At 73.1% G+C, this 18084-nt stretch carries 11 protein-coding genes; all 11 read left to right on the top strand.

Annotated elements, in window-relative coordinates:
- Positions 1-18 precede the first annotated feature (18 nt).
- A complete protein-coding gene (locus OHA98_RS13765; RefSeq protein ID WP_266925629.1) occupies positions 19-1509 on the top strand; it encodes a hypothetical protein in 1491 nt (496 codons plus the stop codon).
- Entirely contained in the window at positions 1506-2558 is a 1053-nt protein-coding gene (locus tag OHA98_RS13770; RefSeq protein ID WP_266925631.1) for an AAA family ATPase, read from the top strand. Before OHA98_RS13765 ends, OHA98_RS13770 begins: the two co-directional genes overlap by 4 nt.
- Positions 2558-6892 (top strand): FxSxx-COOH system tetratricopeptide repeat protein, encoded by a 4335-nt coding sequence (gene fxsT / locus OHA98_RS13775; protein WP_266925633.1) that lies wholly within the window; start codon positions 2558-2560, stop codon positions 6890-6892. Before OHA98_RS13770 ends, fxsT begins: the two co-directional genes overlap by 1 nt.
- A 107-nt stretch (positions 6893-6999) precedes the next feature.
- A complete protein-coding gene (locus OHA98_RS13780) occupies positions 7000-8169 on the top strand; it encodes a hypothetical protein (protein ID WP_266925635.1) in 1170 nt (389 codons plus the stop codon).
- Positions 8166-9266: a caspase family protein gene (locus OHA98_RS13785; RefSeq protein WP_266925637.1), complete on the top strand. Its 1101-nt coding sequence runs from the start codon at positions 8166-8168 to the stop codon at positions 9264-9266. Before OHA98_RS13780 ends, OHA98_RS13785 begins: the two co-directional genes overlap by 4 nt.
- Before the next feature lie 101 nt (positions 9267-9367).
- Entirely contained in the window at positions 9368-9559 is a 192-nt protein-coding gene (locus OHA98_RS13790; RefSeq protein ID WP_266925638.1) for an aldo/keto reductase, read from the top strand.
- A gap of 74 nt (positions 9560-9633) precedes the next feature.
- Positions 9634-11430 (top strand): HEXXH motif domain-containing protein, encoded by a 1797-nt coding sequence (locus OHA98_RS13795; RefSeq protein WP_266925640.1) that lies wholly within the window; start codon positions 9634-9636, stop codon positions 11428-11430.
- Between the two features lie 178 nt (positions 11431-11608).
- On the top strand, positions 11609-13111 hold the full coding sequence (locus OHA98_RS13800) for an aldehyde dehydrogenase family protein (RefSeq protein ID WP_266925642.1): 1503 nt from the start codon (positions 11609-11611) through the stop codon (positions 13109-13111).
- A gap of 247 nt (positions 13112-13358) precedes the next feature.
- On the top strand, positions 13359-14933 hold the full coding sequence (locus tag OHA98_RS13805; protein ID WP_266925644.1) for a GMC family oxidoreductase: 1575 nt from the start codon (positions 13359-13361) through the stop codon (positions 14931-14933).
- Positions 14930-16081: a glycine betaine/L-proline ABC transporter ATP-binding protein gene (locus tag OHA98_RS13810; RefSeq protein WP_266925646.1), complete on the top strand. Its 1152-nt coding sequence runs from the start codon at positions 14930-14932 to the stop codon at positions 16079-16081. The genes OHA98_RS13805 and OHA98_RS13810 overlap by 4 nt, the downstream gene beginning before the upstream one ends.
- Positions 16081-18084 carry a proline/glycine betaine ABC transporter permease gene (locus tag OHA98_RS13815; protein ID WP_266925648.1) on the top strand — a complete coding sequence of 668 codons (2004 nt, stop codon included), beginning with the start codon at positions 16081-16083 and terminating at the stop codon, positions 18082-18084. Before OHA98_RS13810 ends, OHA98_RS13815 begins: the two co-directional genes overlap by 1 nt.

Consider the following 18084-nt stretch of genomic DNA (forward strand, 5'->3'; position numbering starts at 1 on the left):
AACGGGGGATGGTCGGTGGTGGCACTCGCGCCGAAAGGACCGCGCGACATCGATCCGCGTCTGGTCGGTGCGCTGGTCGACGAGTTGTGCGCGCTGGACTGCGTGCGCGACCCGGAGCAGTGCATTCACTTCGTGGCGCTGGTGGCGTTCCAGCTCCGCGCGGACATCAACTACGCGCGCAAGACGCCGCGGGTCGACATGCTGTCGCTCGTCATGGACGTCCTCAAGCGTGACGGCGGGCTCGACGCCCTGATCTTCGGCGTCAGTGTCGCCTCCGGCCCCGAGGACTCCGCGCGGCTGGCCAGGCTGGTCGGCAGCTCCTACCCCGCCGAGACGACCGCGGATCTCGCCCCTGTCTTCAGCGACAGCGCCCTGCGGGAGATCGGGCGGCTGCTCGGCGAGGTGCGGGACGCCGACGACGGCCGTCTGCACGCGGTGCTCGGCCGTGAACTGGGGGTCGACGTGCCCTACGGGCTGTCCCCGATGCAGCGCTTCGACTATCTGCGCGAAGTCAATACGCAGGCCGACGGGCTGCCTCCGGCCCTGGTGCTGGTCGAGGTGATCGCCCATCAGTCCAAGCCGGTGGGCGACAAGTTACGGGAGTGGTCGGACCGGTGGGCCCGGGAGGCGGGTGCGGACGCCGTGGAGGCGCTGGCGGTACGACGGCAGGGGATCGCGAGCCCGTCCAGGGCGGACCCGGAGGTACCGCGCTGTCTCGTCGTGATGGTGGAGCCCGCCGACGACGGATCGGCGGACGTCTTCGTACGGCATTGGGTCAATCCGGCGCCCGGATACTGGGAGCCGGTGGCCGGTGACGTGGAGCGCGCGACCCTCGACACCCTCGCCGTCGCGGTGGACCGGGCGATCGGCAGCGGTGAGGCGTACTGGGCGGATGTGCCCGAGCTGGAGAACGAGCCTCCCGTGCAGGTGGAGTTCGTCCTTCCGTACCCGTTGCTCAATCACGACATGGCCCGCCTGGAACTGGGTACGGAGTCTTTCGACCCGCTGCCGATCGGCCTTCGGTACCACATCCACCTGCGGAGCCTCGAACGCATGAGGAACCGCGACCCCGCCCAGCTGAGGCGCTGGCGGGCCCGTTGGAAGCGGCTGAAAACAGCCGGAGCCGCCGAGCCCCACCGCTGGCGTTCCGGAGAGAACGCGCAACTCGACCGCTGGCGTGCCACGCTGGCATCCGAGCCGCGGCTGACCGCCGTCATACTCGACGTGCCCGCTCTGCCGGGGCACGGCCTGGAGGCGCTCACCGCCGCCATCGCGGAGGGAGTGGGTCTCGCCGCATGGGACCGGAGGTCGGACAGCCCGGCCCAGTCGGGTGAGGTGCTGACGGTGCTTCTTGGACACAATCCAGCCCAACTGCCGTCAAAAGTACGACAGTTGCGTAAAGGGGCTGAAGAATTGGATGGCGGAAGCCTGCTTCTGGGAAGACATATTGCGTTCTTCTGGGACGACCCCCACAGGCTGGTCGACTGCGAGGAGGAGTTGTCGGCATGACCGAGCAGGACACATCCGCACCACCCGCGCCGCCGCCCTCCTGGAGGGTGTTCCACGCCACCGGGAAGGCGCCCGCCGGGGATCCTCCCGGGCTGCCCGAGCCGCCGCCCTGGCGGGTGTTCGCCGGAAGCCCCCTGCAGCCGGAGCCACCCGGCGACGCCCAGGCCACCCGACGCCGCCTCGGCGTCGTGCAGGAGGGCCCCCAGCTGCGTGAGGAGGAGATCGACGCGGTCAACGCGGCACTCCTGCTGCGCCGTCCGCTGCTCGTCACGGGGCCGCCCGGGGTGGGCAAGTCGACCCTCGCCTATCTGATCGCCCATGAGCTGGGGCTCGGCCGGGTGCTCCCGTGGAGCATCGTCAGCCGTACGACGCTGCGCGGCGGTCTCTACGAGTACGACGCCATCGGCAGGGCCCAGGCGATCGCCGCCTGGCGGGCGGGCGGCGAGGCCGGAGCCGCCACGGACGGGGCCGGCGCACCCGACCTGGGGGACTTCGTCACCCTGGGGCCCCTGGGGACCGCGCTGCTCGCCCATGCCCGCCCACGCGTGCTGCTGGTCGACGAGCTGGACAAGAGCGACATCGACCTGCCGAACGACCTGCTCCACGTGCTGGAGAACGGCAGTTACGACATCCCCGAGCTGGTGCGCAGCAGCGTGGGGGAGGTGTCGGTCTTCACCGACGACCCCCAGCGCCGGGCGGTCATCGAGGCGGGCCGGGTCGAATGCGCCGAGTTCCCCGTGGTCGTGATCACGAGCAACGGTGAACGCGAGTTCCCGGCCGCGTTCCGGCGCCGCTGTCTGCCGCTGGAGATGCGCCCGCCCGGCCGGGAACAGCTGATCTCCATCGTCGTCAGTCATCTGCGCCGTCGGCCGGAAGGCGTCTCGGCGCTGGTGGACGAGTTCGAGCAGCGGCTGCACAGCGGCGGGACCCAGTCGGTCGACCAGCTGCTGAACGCCGTCCAACTCACCACGGCCGACGGATTCCAGGACGACGAGGACGGGCGTAAGCTGATTGAGATGCTGCTCCGCGACCTCTCGAAGGGCCGCTGATGAACGGCTTGCCCCGGGAGCGTGCTCCGGACGCGCCGTCCACAGCGGGTGGTGACGCCACCGCGCGTGACACAAGCGGTGACACGAGCGGCGACCTGGGCTGGCAGGACCTCGCCGACGCGGCCTGGCTGGCCGCGGCCTGGCGGTCGGCCGGACGCGGATCCCCGCGGGCGGCGGACGAACCGGCGCTCTTACCGGACGGGCCGGAGGCACTGCCCGACGCCGTTCTGCCTCCTTCGGGTGACATGGCGCCGGAAGTGCCGCCCGACGGGGTCACGTACGGCGAGGAGCCGCGCGAACTCGTCCTGAGCGCGGTCGAGGAGACCCGGACCGCCCGGCCGGACACGGCCGTCCCCACGGTGAAGCCTCCCGTGCGGCGCGTGGCGCCCCTGCGGCTGGCCCGGTCGCTGCGCGGGCTGGGGCGGCGTGTCCCCTCGCGGCACCGGAGCCGCCTCGACGAGGCACGCACCGCGGAGTGCGGGCTGAGCGACGGGCTGTGGATCCCCTACCTCAGGCCCGTGCGGGAGCGCGCCTTCGATCTGATGCTCCTCGTCGACAGCGCGCCCACCATGCCCGTGTGGGACAGCACGGTCCGCCGGCTCACCGACGAGGCCGTCCGCAGCGGAGCCTTCCGCGACGTCCGCACCGTCGAGGTCGCGCTTCCCGGGCAGGGGGCGCCGGTGCTGCGCTGGCCCGGTGACCGGCACGCGGACCCGGCGGAGCTGCTGGACGGACGCGGCTCGCGGCTGTTCCTCGTCGTCACCGACGGGCTGGCCCGGGGCTGGGCCGGCCGGGGCGCGGACGAACTGCTGGGCCGGCTCACCTCCGGCGGACCCACCGCGCTCGTCCATCTGCTGCCCCCCTACCTGCGGCACCGCTCCTCCCTGTACCCCTTCCGCGCCGAGCTGGACGCGGCCGGATTCGGGGCGCTCAACCGGCACTTCGGCTGCCGTCCGCCGCTCGGGGCGTGGGACCGCTCACGCGGGCTCGCCGACCCGGACGACGGTTCCGTACCGGTACCCGTACTGAGCCTGCGCGCCGGGTCGTTCCGCTCGTGGGCCGATCTGATCACCGGCGAGCGCGGTGTGCGGCGCACCCTTCCGGTGGTGCTGGCCGGAGCCATGACCAAGGGGGTCGCGGCGCCGGGGCTGCGCAGCCCCCGGATCGACGGACCGCGCGCGGCGGTGGCCGCCGTACGGAAGTTCGCCTCGCTGGCCAGTCCGCTCGCCCGGCAGCTGGCGGTGCTGCTGGCGGTCGCCCCGCTGAGGTTCGACGTCATCGAGGAACTGCGCGACCGGGCCTTTCCCGAGTCGGGCCCCGACCACCTGGCCGAGATCATGATGGGCGGGCTCATCGACTGGGAGCCCGAGGGCGAGGGCGGCCCGGACTTCGCCGAAGGGGTGCGTGAGGCGCTGCTGGCGACCGGCAACCGCACCCAGCTGGCCCGTGCGGTGGGGCTGCTGGCCGAGTCGCGCGCCGGGCAGGCGCAGGGCATCGGGCTCAGGGCGGCACTGCGGGACCCGGTGCGGGCCGCGCTCCCGGACGGCGGAGCCGGACCGGCCTGGCTCCGCATCGAACTGGCCGTACTGCGTGCTCTGGGCGGCCTGCCGTACAGACTCCGTGCGGCTCGCCTGGCCGACCGGCTGCTGCACGGCGCGGGATCTGCAGCGGAGGCGATCAGGGATGATAAAGAGGCATTTGATGTGAATGCTCCACCTCTCCGGTCGCATCCGGCCGCTTCACCAGGAGGATCTGTGTCGCCCACGACACCCGTAACAGCTGACAAGGATGTCCGGAGGGACGAGCAGAGCATGGACGGCACAGCACCGGAGCTACGATTCGTCCGCACCGGCCAGCCGAAGATCATGGGCAATGTGCCGCCGAAGAACCCCAACTTCACCGGTCGGGAGAGTCTTCTGGCAGCGGTGGAGCGGCAGTTGCAGGAGGACGAGACGACCGCCGTCCTTCCGCACGCGCTGCACGGCATGGGCGGCGTCGGCAAGTCCCAGATCGCCGTCGAGTATGTGTACCGGCACAGCGCCGAGTTCAACGTCATCTGGTGGATTCCGGCGGAGCAGGAGAACCTGATCCTCGGCGCGCTCGCCGATCTGGCCCGCAGCCTCGGCCTGGAGGTCGGGCCCCAGGCCAACGCCGCCGTACCGGCCGTGCGCGAAGCGCTGCGCACCGGCAAGCCGTTCGACAACTGGCTGCTGGTCTTCGACAACGCGGAGGACATCGAGGCCGTACGGTCGTACTTCCCCAACGGCGGCCCCGGCAAGATCATCGTCACCTCGCGCAACCGCGAGTGGGAACGGGTGGCCACCCCGCTCAGCGTCGACGTGTTCGACCGCGACGAGAGCATCACCCTGCTGCAGCGCCGGGCGCGCGGCATGAGCGCCGACGACGCCGACCGGCTCGCCGCCGCACTCGGTGACCTGCCGCTCGCCGTCGAGCAGGCGGGCGCCTGGCACGCCGCCACCGGCATGCCGGTGAACGAATACCTCGACCTGCTGGAACAGCGCCGTCCCGAGATCCTTGAGCTCGACCCGTCCCCCGACTACCCGCTGCCCGTCGCGGCGGTCTGGGACATCTCGCTCGGCCGGCTCTCGCAGGACAACCCGGCGGCACGCCAACTGCTGGAGATCTGCGCCTGCATGGCGCCGGAGCCGATCCCGCTGAACATGCTCAGGGGCGGCCGGAACGTCGAGATCACCCCGGAACTCGACCCGGTGCTGCGTGACCCGCTGCTGCTCGCACGCGCCACCCGCGACCTCAGCAAACTGTCCCTGGTACGGCTGGACCACAAGTCCGGCACCCTCCAGATGCACCGCCTGATGCAGAACGTCATCGTGGCCAGGCTGGATGAGGAGGAACGGGCGAAGATGACCCGGGCCGCCCACCTGCTCCTGACCACCGCCAAGCCCGGCGCCCCCGCCTCCCCCGACCAATGGCCCGCCTACCAGGCGATCCTGCCGCATGTGATCGCCTCCGGAGCGGTCGAGAGCTCCGACGCCTGGGTCCGTGACCTGGTCTACGACATGGTGTTCTTCCTCTACTACTGGGGAGCCCACGAATCGGGAGCGGCACAGGCCAGGCTCGCCTGGAACGCCTGGCGCGCCCAGTCCGGCGACGAGGACCTGCATGTCATCCGGGTCACCAAGCTGCTGGGCTTCTACCTCCGGCTGCTCGGCAAGTCCGAGGAGGCGGCCGCCCACAACGAACGGGCGCTCGCCATCTCGCGCGGGGCCCAGATCCCGGACGAGGAACTCATCGACTCCATGTGGCAGATGGCGGGAGCACTGCGCCAGCGCGGCGAGTTCCAGGCCGCCTGCGACCTCGACGAGGAGGCGTTCACCCGGGCCAGCGACCTGTTCGGCCCGGAGGACCCGGCCACGCTGAGCGCCGCGCACGACTACTGCGTCTCGCTGCGGGCCGGTGGGCGCTTCGTCGAGGCCAGGGAGATCGACGAGGAGACGGCACGCCAGCGCGAGCTGCTGTACGGACCGGCCAGCGGCCTCACCCTGAACACGCTGAACGGTCTGGCCATCGACATCCGCGAGAACGGCGACTACCTCGGCGCGCGCGCCCTCCAGGAGTCCAACTACCAGGCCTACCTCACCCACTTCGGGGAGAGCAACGCGGCCACCATCCGTTCCGCGCTGCTCCTCGCCGTGTGCCGGCGCAGGGCCGGTGTGGTCGAGGGCGGCGCCGCGTTCGCGGAGCAGAACCTCGAACGGTTCACCACCCGCTACGGCCTCAACAACCTGGACGCCCTGGCCGCCGCCATCCACACCATGGTCGAGCGACGGCTCAACGGCGACCTCGCGGGCTCCCGGGAACTGGGGGAGCAGGCGCTCGCCGGGCTGCGCACCGTGGTCGGCGCCCGGCACCCGCACACCCAGTTCGCCAAGGTCAATCTGGCGGCGACCCTGCGGGCGCAGGGCGACATCGACAAGGCCGAGGCCCTGGACATCCAGGCCTGGCAGCTGCTGGAGAGCACCCTCGGCGAGCGGCATGTCAATACGCTCACGGCGGCGATGAGCCGGGCCAACAACCACTACGCCCGGCTCGACTTCTCCCGGGCCAAGGAAGCCGACGCGGGCATCCTGGCCAGGCTCACCGAGAGCGTCGGCGCCGAACACCCGCTGACCCTCGTGTGCACCGCCAACCTGGCCCTGGACCAGCGGGGTCTGGGCCAGTCGGCGGAGGCCGACCGCCTGAACGCGGTCGCGATCGAGGGCTTCTCACGGGTGCTGGGGGACGACCACCCCTGGCAGACCGCGGCCCGGCTGCACCAGCGCATCGAATGCGACATCGCCGCGCTGCCGCTGTGACCGGGTAGCGACGTGATCGACCTGTCGTAGTGGAGTGACGTTCCCGGCCGGCCGGCCGCACGGTCGGCGGGCCGGTCCGGGGACCAGGGACCAACGGGGGCGGACCTATGACCACAGTGCTCTTCATCCACGGCACGGGAGTGCGCGAACCGCATCTCACCGGCCTGCTCGACCGGATCGCGCGGGGCCTGGGCACAGCGGCACCCGGTGTGCCCCTGGCCGCCTACCGCTGGGGCGAGCGGTACGGGGCCGCGCTCGCGGCGGGCGGCGCGAGCATCCCGTCCGGACCGGGCACCGGGACGCACCGGAGCGCCGGGGGCCCCGGAGACCCGGAGGACGGGACCGAGGCCTGGGCCCGGCTGTACGAGGACCCCACGGCCGAACTGGCCCTGGCCGCGGCGGGAGCCGCCGCACGCGTCACACCGCCCGGCGCGGCCTTCCCCGACGAGCGGCCCCGGGCCCTGCTCACCGGCCTGGCCGCACGCGGCGAGGACCGGGCCGGAAAGCTCGGGCCGGGGCTGGAGCGGGCCGCCGCCGAACTGGCCCGCAGCCACCTGCTCGCGCCCGCGGCCAGGGCCCTGGACGCCGGGGAACTGCCCTGGGTGCTGGCCCGCGCGCTGACCGCCACGGTCGTCGCCGCGGCCCTCGACGCCGGTGAACCGGTACTGGCGGACGGAGACACCAGGGACGCGGCGGTCGAGGCGCTCGCCGCGCGGCTCGGTGCCGTCCCGGCGGGAGCGGAGCGCGGCGCGGTCCTCGGCCTGGTCGCCGGGCCCTTCGTCCGCCTGGGCTCCCGCTACGCCGTCCGGCGGCGCCGGGCCCTGACGGACGCCGCCCACCCGGCGGCCGGGGACATCCTGAAGTACCTGGCGCGTGGCGAGGAGACGCGCAGGGGACTGCGCGACCTCGTCGCCGACACCGAACCCCCGGTGGTCCTGCTCGGCCACAGCCTGGGCGGAATCATCGCCCTGGACACCCTGATATCGGGTCCGCTGCCGGGTGTGGAACTGCTGGTGACCGTGGGGTCGCAGGGCCCGTTCCTGTACGAGACCGGCGCGCTGCCGGCGCTCGCCCACCCCGATCCGCTGCCCGCGCACGTCCCCCACTGGCTGAATCTCTACGACCGCCGGGACCTGCTCGGGTATGCCGCGGAGCCGCTCTTCCCGAACCGCGCCCAGGACATCGCGACCGACAGCCGGCAGCCCTTTCCCGTCGCGCACAGCGCGTACTGGAGCGATCCGGCCGTCTACCGCGCGATCGGGGAGCGGCTCCCGTGACCCGGGGACGGACCGCGCCGCACCGCGTGCTCGCCCTGGTGGTCGGGATCGAGCGGTACGCCGCCGGCGACGGCTGGAACCTGCCGGGCCCGGTCAGGGACGCCCTGCGGTTCCGTGACTGGCTGCTGGCACGCGGCGTACCGGAGACCAACATCCTGCTCCACCTCGCGCCGCTGGACGGCGAGGACCCGGGCGTCCCCTTCCGTCCGGCCGACCACAACTCCCTGCGCAGCGCCTTCGTCACCGGCATCCCCGCCCGCAGCGGCGACGCGCTGTGGGTGTGGTGGGGCGGGCACGGGGTGCTGGACAGGGACGAGCGCCTGCGGCTCTACTGCGCCGACGCGACCGTCACCGACCGGCGCAACATCGATGTCGAGTCGGCCCGCGACACCCTCAGGAGCGACACGCTCACCGGCTTCGCGCGGCAGACGTGGATGGTCGACGCGTGTCAGACGTTCGACGAACGCCACAACTTCCCGCACTCACTGCCGGACGAACGGCTCCCGGCGGGGCAGCGGGTCCAGGCCCATGAGCAGGTCCTGATGTTCGCGGCCACCAGGGGCCAGCGCGCGGCCAACGATCCCGAGCGCCGCACAGGGGTGTTCTCGGACATCGTGCTGCGGGAACTCCCCGCCGACCCGGTGCCCGACCCCGACGCCCTGTTCGAGGCGGTACGCGGCCGGCTGGACGTGCTCCGGGCGGCGGGCGGCACCGACCAGCTGCCGACCCTCCACCTGCACAGACCCGGCCGTACCGAGGCTTCTGTCTCCCCGCGGGGCCCGGCGGAGGCCCGTGCGACCGGGGCCCGGTCGACGGCCCGGCTCGTCGAAGCGCTGTTGGCCTACCCCCTGATGAACGACCGTGAGGAACGGCAGGCGCTCGTCCGTGAACTGCCCGCCGTCGTCGTCGGCCGGATGCCGAGGCACTCGATGCCGCGGACCGATGTCATCGGCATCGTACGGACTCTCGGGGCGCATCCGGACAGACTGGGAGAACTCTTCGACGCGGTCACCCTGTTCGACGTCGATCCGGAACGTGCTGCCGAACTCCAAGAGGCCATACAGGAGTTGATCGCTTCCCAGCGGGCAGGAAAATGATCGACTGGCGTGATCACACGGGTTTCCGGAAGGGGTCCCGTTCGTCATGATGGAGTAAACGGTGGCATCGTGTGCCACCGCTCGCGAAGGGGGAGCGCGCCTTGTACCAGCCGGTACCCGCCGACCGCACCACTGACCACGTCGAGAGCGACGTCATGGACCTGGCGGCCGTGAGCATCGCCGACCTGCGCCGCCTCCCGGCCCCCGACCCGGGCCCACGGCTGCTGGCGGAGATCCGGCGTGCCCGGGGCAACGCCATGGTCGGCGGCTCCGAACCCGGACGGGCCGAATAGCGGCGTCGCCGCAGGACCGCACGGCCGAACGGAGGACACCGGCAGGGAGCCCGCCGCCAACGACAGGGAGCGATGTGTACGCCCCGATCCGCATGCCCGGCCCGCTGTTCGACGAGATCGCCTCGGGCGGCGGCTCGCGCGAGGCCGTCGCGTTCCTGGTCGAGGGCGAGCGGACCCGCCGCCTCCTGCTGCTGCGCGAGCTCCTGGACCGGCTCGACGAACACCCCGGCATTCTCGGCCCGTTGGACGCGCCCACGATCTGGCCCGTGCTGGAGACCGCCGCCGCCCGCGCCCCGGACACCGTGGACGCGCTTCTGCTCAGCCCGCAGGTCGGCAGCTGGCTCGCCCACACCCTGCGCCGTCTGCACGGCACCACCTCGGGTCCGCCGCTGTGGGCGGACGCCGGACAGCTCGCCGCCGTCGCCGCGACGGCGGCCCTGCGTGCCGGGACGGACGCCGCACTGCTGCTGCCCGCGCGCTCCGCGACGCTCAGCCTCCCGGCACTGGGACTCATCGGACTGCCGCACCCCCCGGCGGACGCCTTCCACCCGGTGCACGCGGCGGTGTCCGGGGGAGCGATCACGGTCCGGTGCCGGGAGAGCGGCGGGGGATACGGCGATCCGGTCGTCGTGCGGCCCCTCACCGACCCGGAATCCGCCCACTGGCAGCCGGTGCACCGACTGCCCGTGGGCGAGGGGACGCGTCATGTCCAGCTGGACGACATCGATCCCTACCGGGACCTGGACGAACCGATCGCCCCCGCCCGACTGCTTCCCGGGGAGCTGGACGCGTGGCAGGCCCTGTTCCGGGACGCCCTGACGGTCCTGGGGCCCGGCGGCGCGGAAGCGGGCGCGCTGCGCGCCGAGGAGATCGGCCGGATCGTCCCCTGGCGCCCGCAGGGCGGCGGCCGGCGGTTCCCCGTACCGGCCGCCGGACTCAGCGCCTCCACCGGCGACGCGTTCGGCTCCATGGTGGTGGCCAGGCCCGGCGACGGGCTGGCGCTCGCCGAGACCCTCGTGCACGAGTTCCAGCACAGCAAGCTCGGCGCCCTGCTCCATCTCTTCCCGATGCTCGACGACGACCGCGAGGAGCGGCACTACGCGCCCTGGCGCTCCGACCCGCGCCATCTGCCGGGACTGCTCCACGGTGCGTACGCCTTCGTCGGCGTGGCCGGATTCTGGCGGGACCGGATCGGCGACAGGTCCGCCGACCCCGAGGGGCTGGCGCCCTTCCAGTTCGCCCTGCGCCGCGTCCAGACCCGTATGGTGCTGCGCACCCTCGCCACCCGGGCGCGGCTCACCGGCCCCGGGCGGCGCCTGGTCGCCCGGCTCTCGCACACCGTGGACGGCTGGCTGCGGGAGCCCGTGGACGCGGCGGCGGTGGCGCGGGCCAGGGCCGCCGCGACCAGCCACCGGGTCGAGTGGCGGCTGCGCAATCTGCGGTGCCCGGACGGCGAACGCGCCGCGCTGCTGGCCGCGTCGGGCTCCGGGTCCGCTCCCGTACCGCCCCGTCCGCCCCTGATCGTCCCGGAGGCGGGGGGACATACGTACTGGACGGACGGCCGCGGCGGCCTCTATCTGCGTCCCCCTCCGGCGTCCGCCCCCCGGCGCACGGCCGACGAACTGCTCGCCGCGGGCGACGCGCGGGCGGCCCGCGAGGGGTACGCGGACGGGGCGCGTACGCACCCGGCCGATCCGCACCTGATGGCGGGCTGGCTGCTCGCCCACGCGGAGATCCACGCCGGGCAACGGCGGCTGCTCGCCCGGCCCGAGCGGTTCGCCGCCGTGGCGCGGGAGCACGACCCCGGAGGCTGGGAGCGGGTCGCACGATGGCTGGCGCGGACGGGGCCGGAGGGCCGGGCCCCGGACTGAGACCGGGTGGGTTGCCCGACGTGAGGCATGTCACCCGGAGCGAGGATCCCGGCATACATTCCCCCTCACCGGGGAGGGGTCCAGGCCGCTGGTGCGACCGCGACCCCGGTCCGCCGCGCACAGGACGCTCCCGGCCGACCCGCGGGGAGCTTTTCGGGCACGGAAGGCAGAACACGACATGTCGGCGCTCAGTACCATCCACATCGACGGCACCTGGCGGGCCGCCGGATCCGGCGCGACGCGCGAGATCCTCGACCCCGCCGATGCCACCGTCCTGGCGGTCGTCGCCGAGGGCGGTGTCCCCGACACCGACGACGCGGTCGCGGCCGCGCGCCGCGCCTTCGACGACGGCCCGTGGCCGCACCGGCCCGTCGCCGAACGCGCCGGGCTGCTCCGCCGTGTCGCGGACCTGCTCCGGCGCGACCGCGAGGAGATCGCGCTCACCGAGAGCCGCGACACCGGCAAGACCCTCGAAGAGGGCCGCGTCGACGTCGACGACGTGATCCGTGCCTTCCGCTACTTCGCCGACCTCGTCATGAACGAGAGCGGCGGCCGGGTCGTCGACGCGGGCGACCCCGACGTACACAGCGTCGTCGTGCACGAGCCGGTGGGCGTCTGCGCACTGATCACCCCCTGGAACTACCCGCTGCTCCAGGCCAGCTGGAAGATCGCCCCGGCGCTCGCCGCGGGGAACACCTTCGTGCTCAAGCCCAGCGAGGTCACCCCGCTCTCCACCGTCCAGCTGATCCGGCTGCTCTCCGAGGCCGGACTGCCCGACGGCGCGGCCAACCTCGTCACCGGCGCGGGCGACCCGGTCGGGGCCCGGCTCTCCGAGCACCCGGACGTGGACCTCGTCTCGTTCACCGGCGGCCTCACCAGTGGTACGAAGGTGGCGCGGGCCGCCGCCCCCACCGTGAAGAAGGTCGCCCTGGAGCTCGGCGGCAAGAATCCCAATGTGGTGTTCGCCGACGCCTGCGCCACCGAGGAGGGCTTCGACACCGCGGTCGACCAGGCGCTGAACGCCGCGTTCTTCCACAGCGGCCAGGTCTGCTCGGCCGGGGCCCGGCTCATCCTGGAGGAGTCCGTCAGCGAACGCTTCGTCACCGAACTGGCCCGCCGGGCCGACGCGATCCGGCTCGGGCGCGGCACCGAGCCGGGCGTCGAGTGCGGCCCGCTCGTCTCCGCGCAGCAGCTCGCCAAGGTCGAGGCGTATGTCGCCTCCGCCCGCGAGGAGGGCGCGGTCGTCCGCTCCGGCGGCGCCCGCCCCGCACCCTCCGCCGTGCGGCCGGCGGGCGGCTACTACTACCGCCCCACCGTGCTGGACGGCTGCCACCGGGGGATGAGGGTGGTACGCGAGGAGACCTTCGGCCCGATCCTCACGGTGGAGACCTTCCGTACCGAGGAAGAGGCCGTCACGCTGGCCAACGACACGGACTACGGTCTCGCGGGCGCCGTCTGGACCACGGACGGGGGCCGCGCCCGGCGGGTGGCGGGGCGGCTGCGCCACGGCACCGTATGGATCAACGACTACCACCCGTACCTTCCGCAGGCCGAGTGGGGAGGCTTCGGCAAGTCCGGTACGGGGCGTGAACTGGGTCCCACCGGACTCGCGGAGTACCGCGAGTCCAAGCACATCTACCAGAACCTCAACCCGCGCCCGCAGCGCTGGTTCGCCGGCTGAACCGGTCCGGCCGATCGGGTCCCGCTGATCCGGTCCGGCTGCCCGGTCCTGCCGATCGGGCCTTCCGGCGGCCGGACAGGAACAGTGCCGCGCACACCCGTGCCCGCCCACCGGCCCGCGCGGTGCCCCCGCACGCACGTTCCCGACCCCACCCCGCCGCCGTCTCCGCGCCCCCACCCTCACATCACCGCCGTCGCATGAACTTCCCCTCTCGTACGCGCATTTCGCAGAAGGAGCAGTGAAGCCGATGCCCCCGTCCCCCCACAGCACCGCACTCCCCGAACCCGTCGACTACGTGATCGTCGGAGGCGGCACCGCCGGATCGGTCATCGCCTCCCGGCTCACCGAGGACCCCGAGGTCACCGTCACGCTGATCGAGGGCGGCCCCACCGACATCGACCGCGACGATGTGCTGACCCTGCGGCGCTGGCTCGGGCTGCTCGGCGGCGACCTCGACTACGACTACCCCACCACCGAACAGCCGCGCGGCAACTCCCACATCCGCCACAGCCGGGCCCGGGTGCTCGGCGGCTGCTCCTCCCACAACACGCTGATCAGCTTCAAGCCGCTGCCCGGCGACTGGGACGAGTGGGCCGAGGCGGGCGCCGAGGGCTGGGACGCGGCCGCCATGGACCCGTACTTCGCGCGGCTGCGCAACCACATCGTGCCCGTCGACGAGAAGGACCGGAACGCCATCGCCCGCGACTTCGTCGACGCGGCACGGAGGGCGGCCGGGGTGCCGCGGGTCGACAGCTTCAACAGCGAGCCGTTCCACGAGGGTGTGGGCTTCTTCGACCTCGCCTATCACCCCGAGAACAACAAGCGCTCCTCGGCCTCCGTGGCCTACCTCCATCCGCACATCGAGGCCGGTGACCGCCCGAACCTCTCGATCCTGCTGGAGACCTGGGCCTACCGCCTGGAGTTCGACGGCAACCGCGCCACGGGTGTGCACGTCCGCACGAAGGACGGTACGCGGACACTGCTGCGCGCCCGGCGCGAAGTCCTGGTCTGCGCGGGCGCGGTGGACACCCCGCGGCTGCTGCTGCACTCCGGGATCGGGCCCGCGAAGGACCTGGAGGAACTGGGCATTCCCGTCGTCCACGATCTGCCGGGGGTCGGCGAGAACCTGCTCGACCATCCCGAGTCGGTCATCGTCTGGGAGACCGACGGGCCCATCCCCGAGAACTCCGCGATGGACTCCGACGCCGGGCTCTTCGTCCGCCGCGACCCCGGGTCCCGGGGCCCGGACCTGATGTTCCACTTCTACCAGATCCCGTTCACCGACAACCCGGAGCGGCTCGGCTACGAGAAGCCCGAGCACGGGGTGTCGATGACCCCGAACATCCCCAAGCCGCGCAGCCGCGGCCGTCTCTACCTCACCAGCGCCGATCCCGAGGTCAAACCGGCCCTGGACTTCCGCTACTTCACCGACGAGGAGGACCACGACGGCCGCACCCTCGTCGACGGCATCCGGCTCGCCCGCGAGATAGCGAGGACCGAACCGCTCGCGCACTGGCTCAAGCGGGAGGTGTGCCCCGGCCCGGAGGTCACCTCGGACCAGGACCTCAGCGCCTATGCCCGCAGGGCCGCGCACACCGTCTACCACCCCGCGGGCACCTGCCGGATGGGTGCGCCCGAGGACCAGGGGGCCGTGGTCGACCCGCGGTTGCGCATCCGGGGGCTCGACGGCATCCGGATCGCCGACGCCTCCGTCTTTCCGACCCTGCCCGCCGTGAACCCGATGATCGGAGTCCTGATGGTCGGGGAGAAGTGCGCCGAACTGCTCGCGGCCGACGCCCGGACCGGGGGCGAGGGCCGATGACCGGAGCCGATACCCCCGTCTTCGCCGTCCGGGACCTGTGGAAGGTCTTCGGCCCCCGCGCCTCCCGCGTCCCCGGCAGCCGGTACGCCGCCCTGCCCGCCGCCGAACTGCGCGAGCGCACCGGATGCACCGTCGCCGTGCGCGAGGTGTCCTTCGACGTCCGCAAGGGCGAAGTGTTCGTCGTGATGGGCCTGTCGGGCTCCGGCAAGTCCACCCTCGTACGCTGTCTCACCCGGCTGATCGAGCCCACCGGCGGCACCATCGCCATCGACGGCGAGGACGTCCTCGCGATGGACCGCGCCCGGCTGCGCGAACTGCGCCGCCACCGTGCCGCGATGGTCTTCCAGCACTTCGGGCTGCTGCCGCACCGCAATGTCCTCGACAACGTCGCCTACGGCCTGGAGATCCAGGGCCTGGGCAGGGCCGAGCGCCGGGCCAGGGCAGCCGGACTCGTCGCCAAGGTCGGCCTGTCCGGCCTGGAGGACCGCCGTCCCGCAGAGCTCTCCGGAGGGCAGCAGCAGCGCGTCGGGCTGGCACGGGCCCTCGCCGTCGACCCGTCCGTCCTCCTCTTCGACGAACCGTTCAGCGCGCTCGACCCGCTGATCCGCCGGGAGATGCAGGACGAAGTGGTCAGACTCCACCGCGAGGAGGGCCGCACGATGGTGTTCATCACCCATGACCTCGGCGAGGCGCTGCGTCTGGGAACCCGGATCGCCCTGATGCGCGACGGCGGCATCGTGCAGCTCGGCACCCCCGAGGAGATCGTCGGATCGCCCGTGGACGACTACGTGCGCGCGTTCGTCCGGGACGTGCCGCGCGAACAGGTCCTCACCGTCTCCACCGCCATGCGGCCCCCGGCCGCCGGGGAGGGCGGACGCGGTCCGGCTCTGCGCCCCGACGCCACCGTCTCCGAGGCCATCGAAGCGGTGGCCCGCACCGGCGAGCCCGCCGCCCGGGTCATGGCCGGCGGAAGGCTGGTCGGCGTCGTCGACCACGCGTGCCTGCTCGCCGTCGTCGCGGGGACCGGGGCGCACGCGGAATCCTCCGACGGGATCCCCGCGCGCGACCGCCCCCGTGCCGCCCGTGAAGCGCCCTTCGACGGTACGGGCGGAGAAGCCCCGGACGGCGGCCACGAGGTGACCGCCTGATGGCCACCGTCCAGCCCTCACCCGTACCCGAGCCCCCGTCCGTCACCGTCACCGGCCCGGCACCCGGGAGCCCGCGCCGGGGGCCGGTGTCCGCGCCGCGCCGCCGGCCCGCACTCGCCGGACTCCTGCTGCTCGCCGCCGTCGCGGTGCCGTTCGCCCATGCCCGCTGGGGCGGGGGAGCCTGGCCCGGTGCGCTGACCGTGGACCTGTCGGCGCCGCTCGGCGACGTGACCGACTGGATCGTGGGAAACCGCGACAGCCACCCGCTGTTCCTCTACTTCTTCGGCCACATCAGCAACGCGGTCGTGGTCTGCGTACGCGCGGTCTACCTCTTCCTGCTGGCCCTCGGCTGGGCGGGTGTCACCGCGCTGGCCGCCGTCGTCGCGTGGCGCGCGTCCGGCGTCCGGCTCGCCCTCACGGCAGCGGTGTCGTTCCTCGTGTGCGGGCTGCTGGGCATGTGGGTGCCGACCCTGCAGACGCTCGCCCTGATGACCGTCGCGGTTCTCGCCTCCGTGGTGCTCGGCCTGCTCCTCGGGCTCGCGGCCGGGCTCTCCGACCGCGCCTTCCGGGTGCTGCGCCCCGTGCTCGACACCATGCAGGTGCTGCCGGCCTTCGCCTATCTGCTGCCCGTGGTGCTCGTCTTCGGCATCGGCGTGCCCGGGGCCGTCCTCGCCACCGTGGTCTACGCGGCTCCGCCGATGGCGCGGCTCACGGCCCTCGGCCTGCGCGGCGCCGACCGGGGGGTCATGGAGGCGGTGTCCTCGCTCGGCGCGACCGGCCGGCAGCGCCTGCTGACCGCCCGGCTGCCGCTGGCCCGCAAGGAACTCCTGCTGGGCCTCAACCAGACGATCATGATGGCGCTGTCCATGGCCGTCATCGCGTCCGTGATCGGTGCCGGGGGCCTCGGCGACCGCGTCTACCAGGCGCTGTCCTCGGTCGATGTCGGCGCCGCGCTCGCCGCGGGCATCCCGATCGTGCTCCTCGCCGTCGTCCTGGACCGTACGACGGAGGCGGCCGGACGGCGGACCGGCACCGCGTCCGCCGGCCCCGCCGCCCTGCGGGGCGCGCGCGGCTGGGCACTGGCCGCCGGGATCACGGCGGCCGCCGCCGCGGCGGGACGGCTCATGGACGGCCGGGTCTGGCCCGGGAGCCTGACCGTGGCCATCGCCCAGCCGGTCAACACCGCCAAGGAGTGGATGGTCGACCACCTCTACACCGGCGTGCCCGTCGTCGGCGGTACCGCCGACTGGGCCGCCCGCTTCACGGACTGGATCCTCAACCCGCTGCGCGGCGGACTGCAGGGTCTGCCCTGGTGGTCGGTGCTGCTGATCGTCGCGGCCCTCGCCCGGACCCTCGGTACCTGGCGGACCGCGGCCACCGCCGTCCTGGCCATGGCGGCCATCGGCGTCCTCGGCGTCTGGGAACCGTCCATGGACACACTCAGCCAGGTCATCGCCGCCGTCGCCGTCACCCTCGTCCTGGGCTTCACCGTCGCTGTCGCGGCGGCCCGCGGCGAACGTCTGGAAAGGCTGCTGCGGCCGGTGCTGGACATCTTCCAGACCATGCCGCAGTTCGTCTATCTGATCCCCGTCGTCGCCCTGTTCGGCGTCGGCCGCGCCCCCGCCGTCGCGGCGGCCGTCGTCTACGCGCTGCCCGCCGTCATCCGCATCACCACCCAGGGGCTGCGAAGCGTCGACCCGGCCGCCATGGAGTGCGCCCGCTCGCTGGGCGCCACGCGCGGCCAGCAGCTGCGTCAGGTCCAACTGCCCCTGGCCCGGCCCGCCCTGCTGCTCGCCGTCAACCAGGGAGTCGTCCTCGTCCTCGCGGTGGTCATCATCGGCGGACTCGTCGGATCCGGTGCGCTCGGCTACCAGGTGGTGCTCGGCCTCGGCCAGGGCGACCTGGCCACCGGACTCGTCGCCGGGGCCGCGATCGTCTGCCTCGGCCTGATGCTGGACCGGGTCACCCAGCCCACCGACCGCCGCCGGCACCAGGAGAGCTGA

The organism is Streptomyces sp. NBC_00654 (assembly GCF_026341775.1).
Lineage (GTDB): Bacteria > Actinomycetota > Actinomycetes > Streptomycetales > Streptomycetaceae > Streptomyces.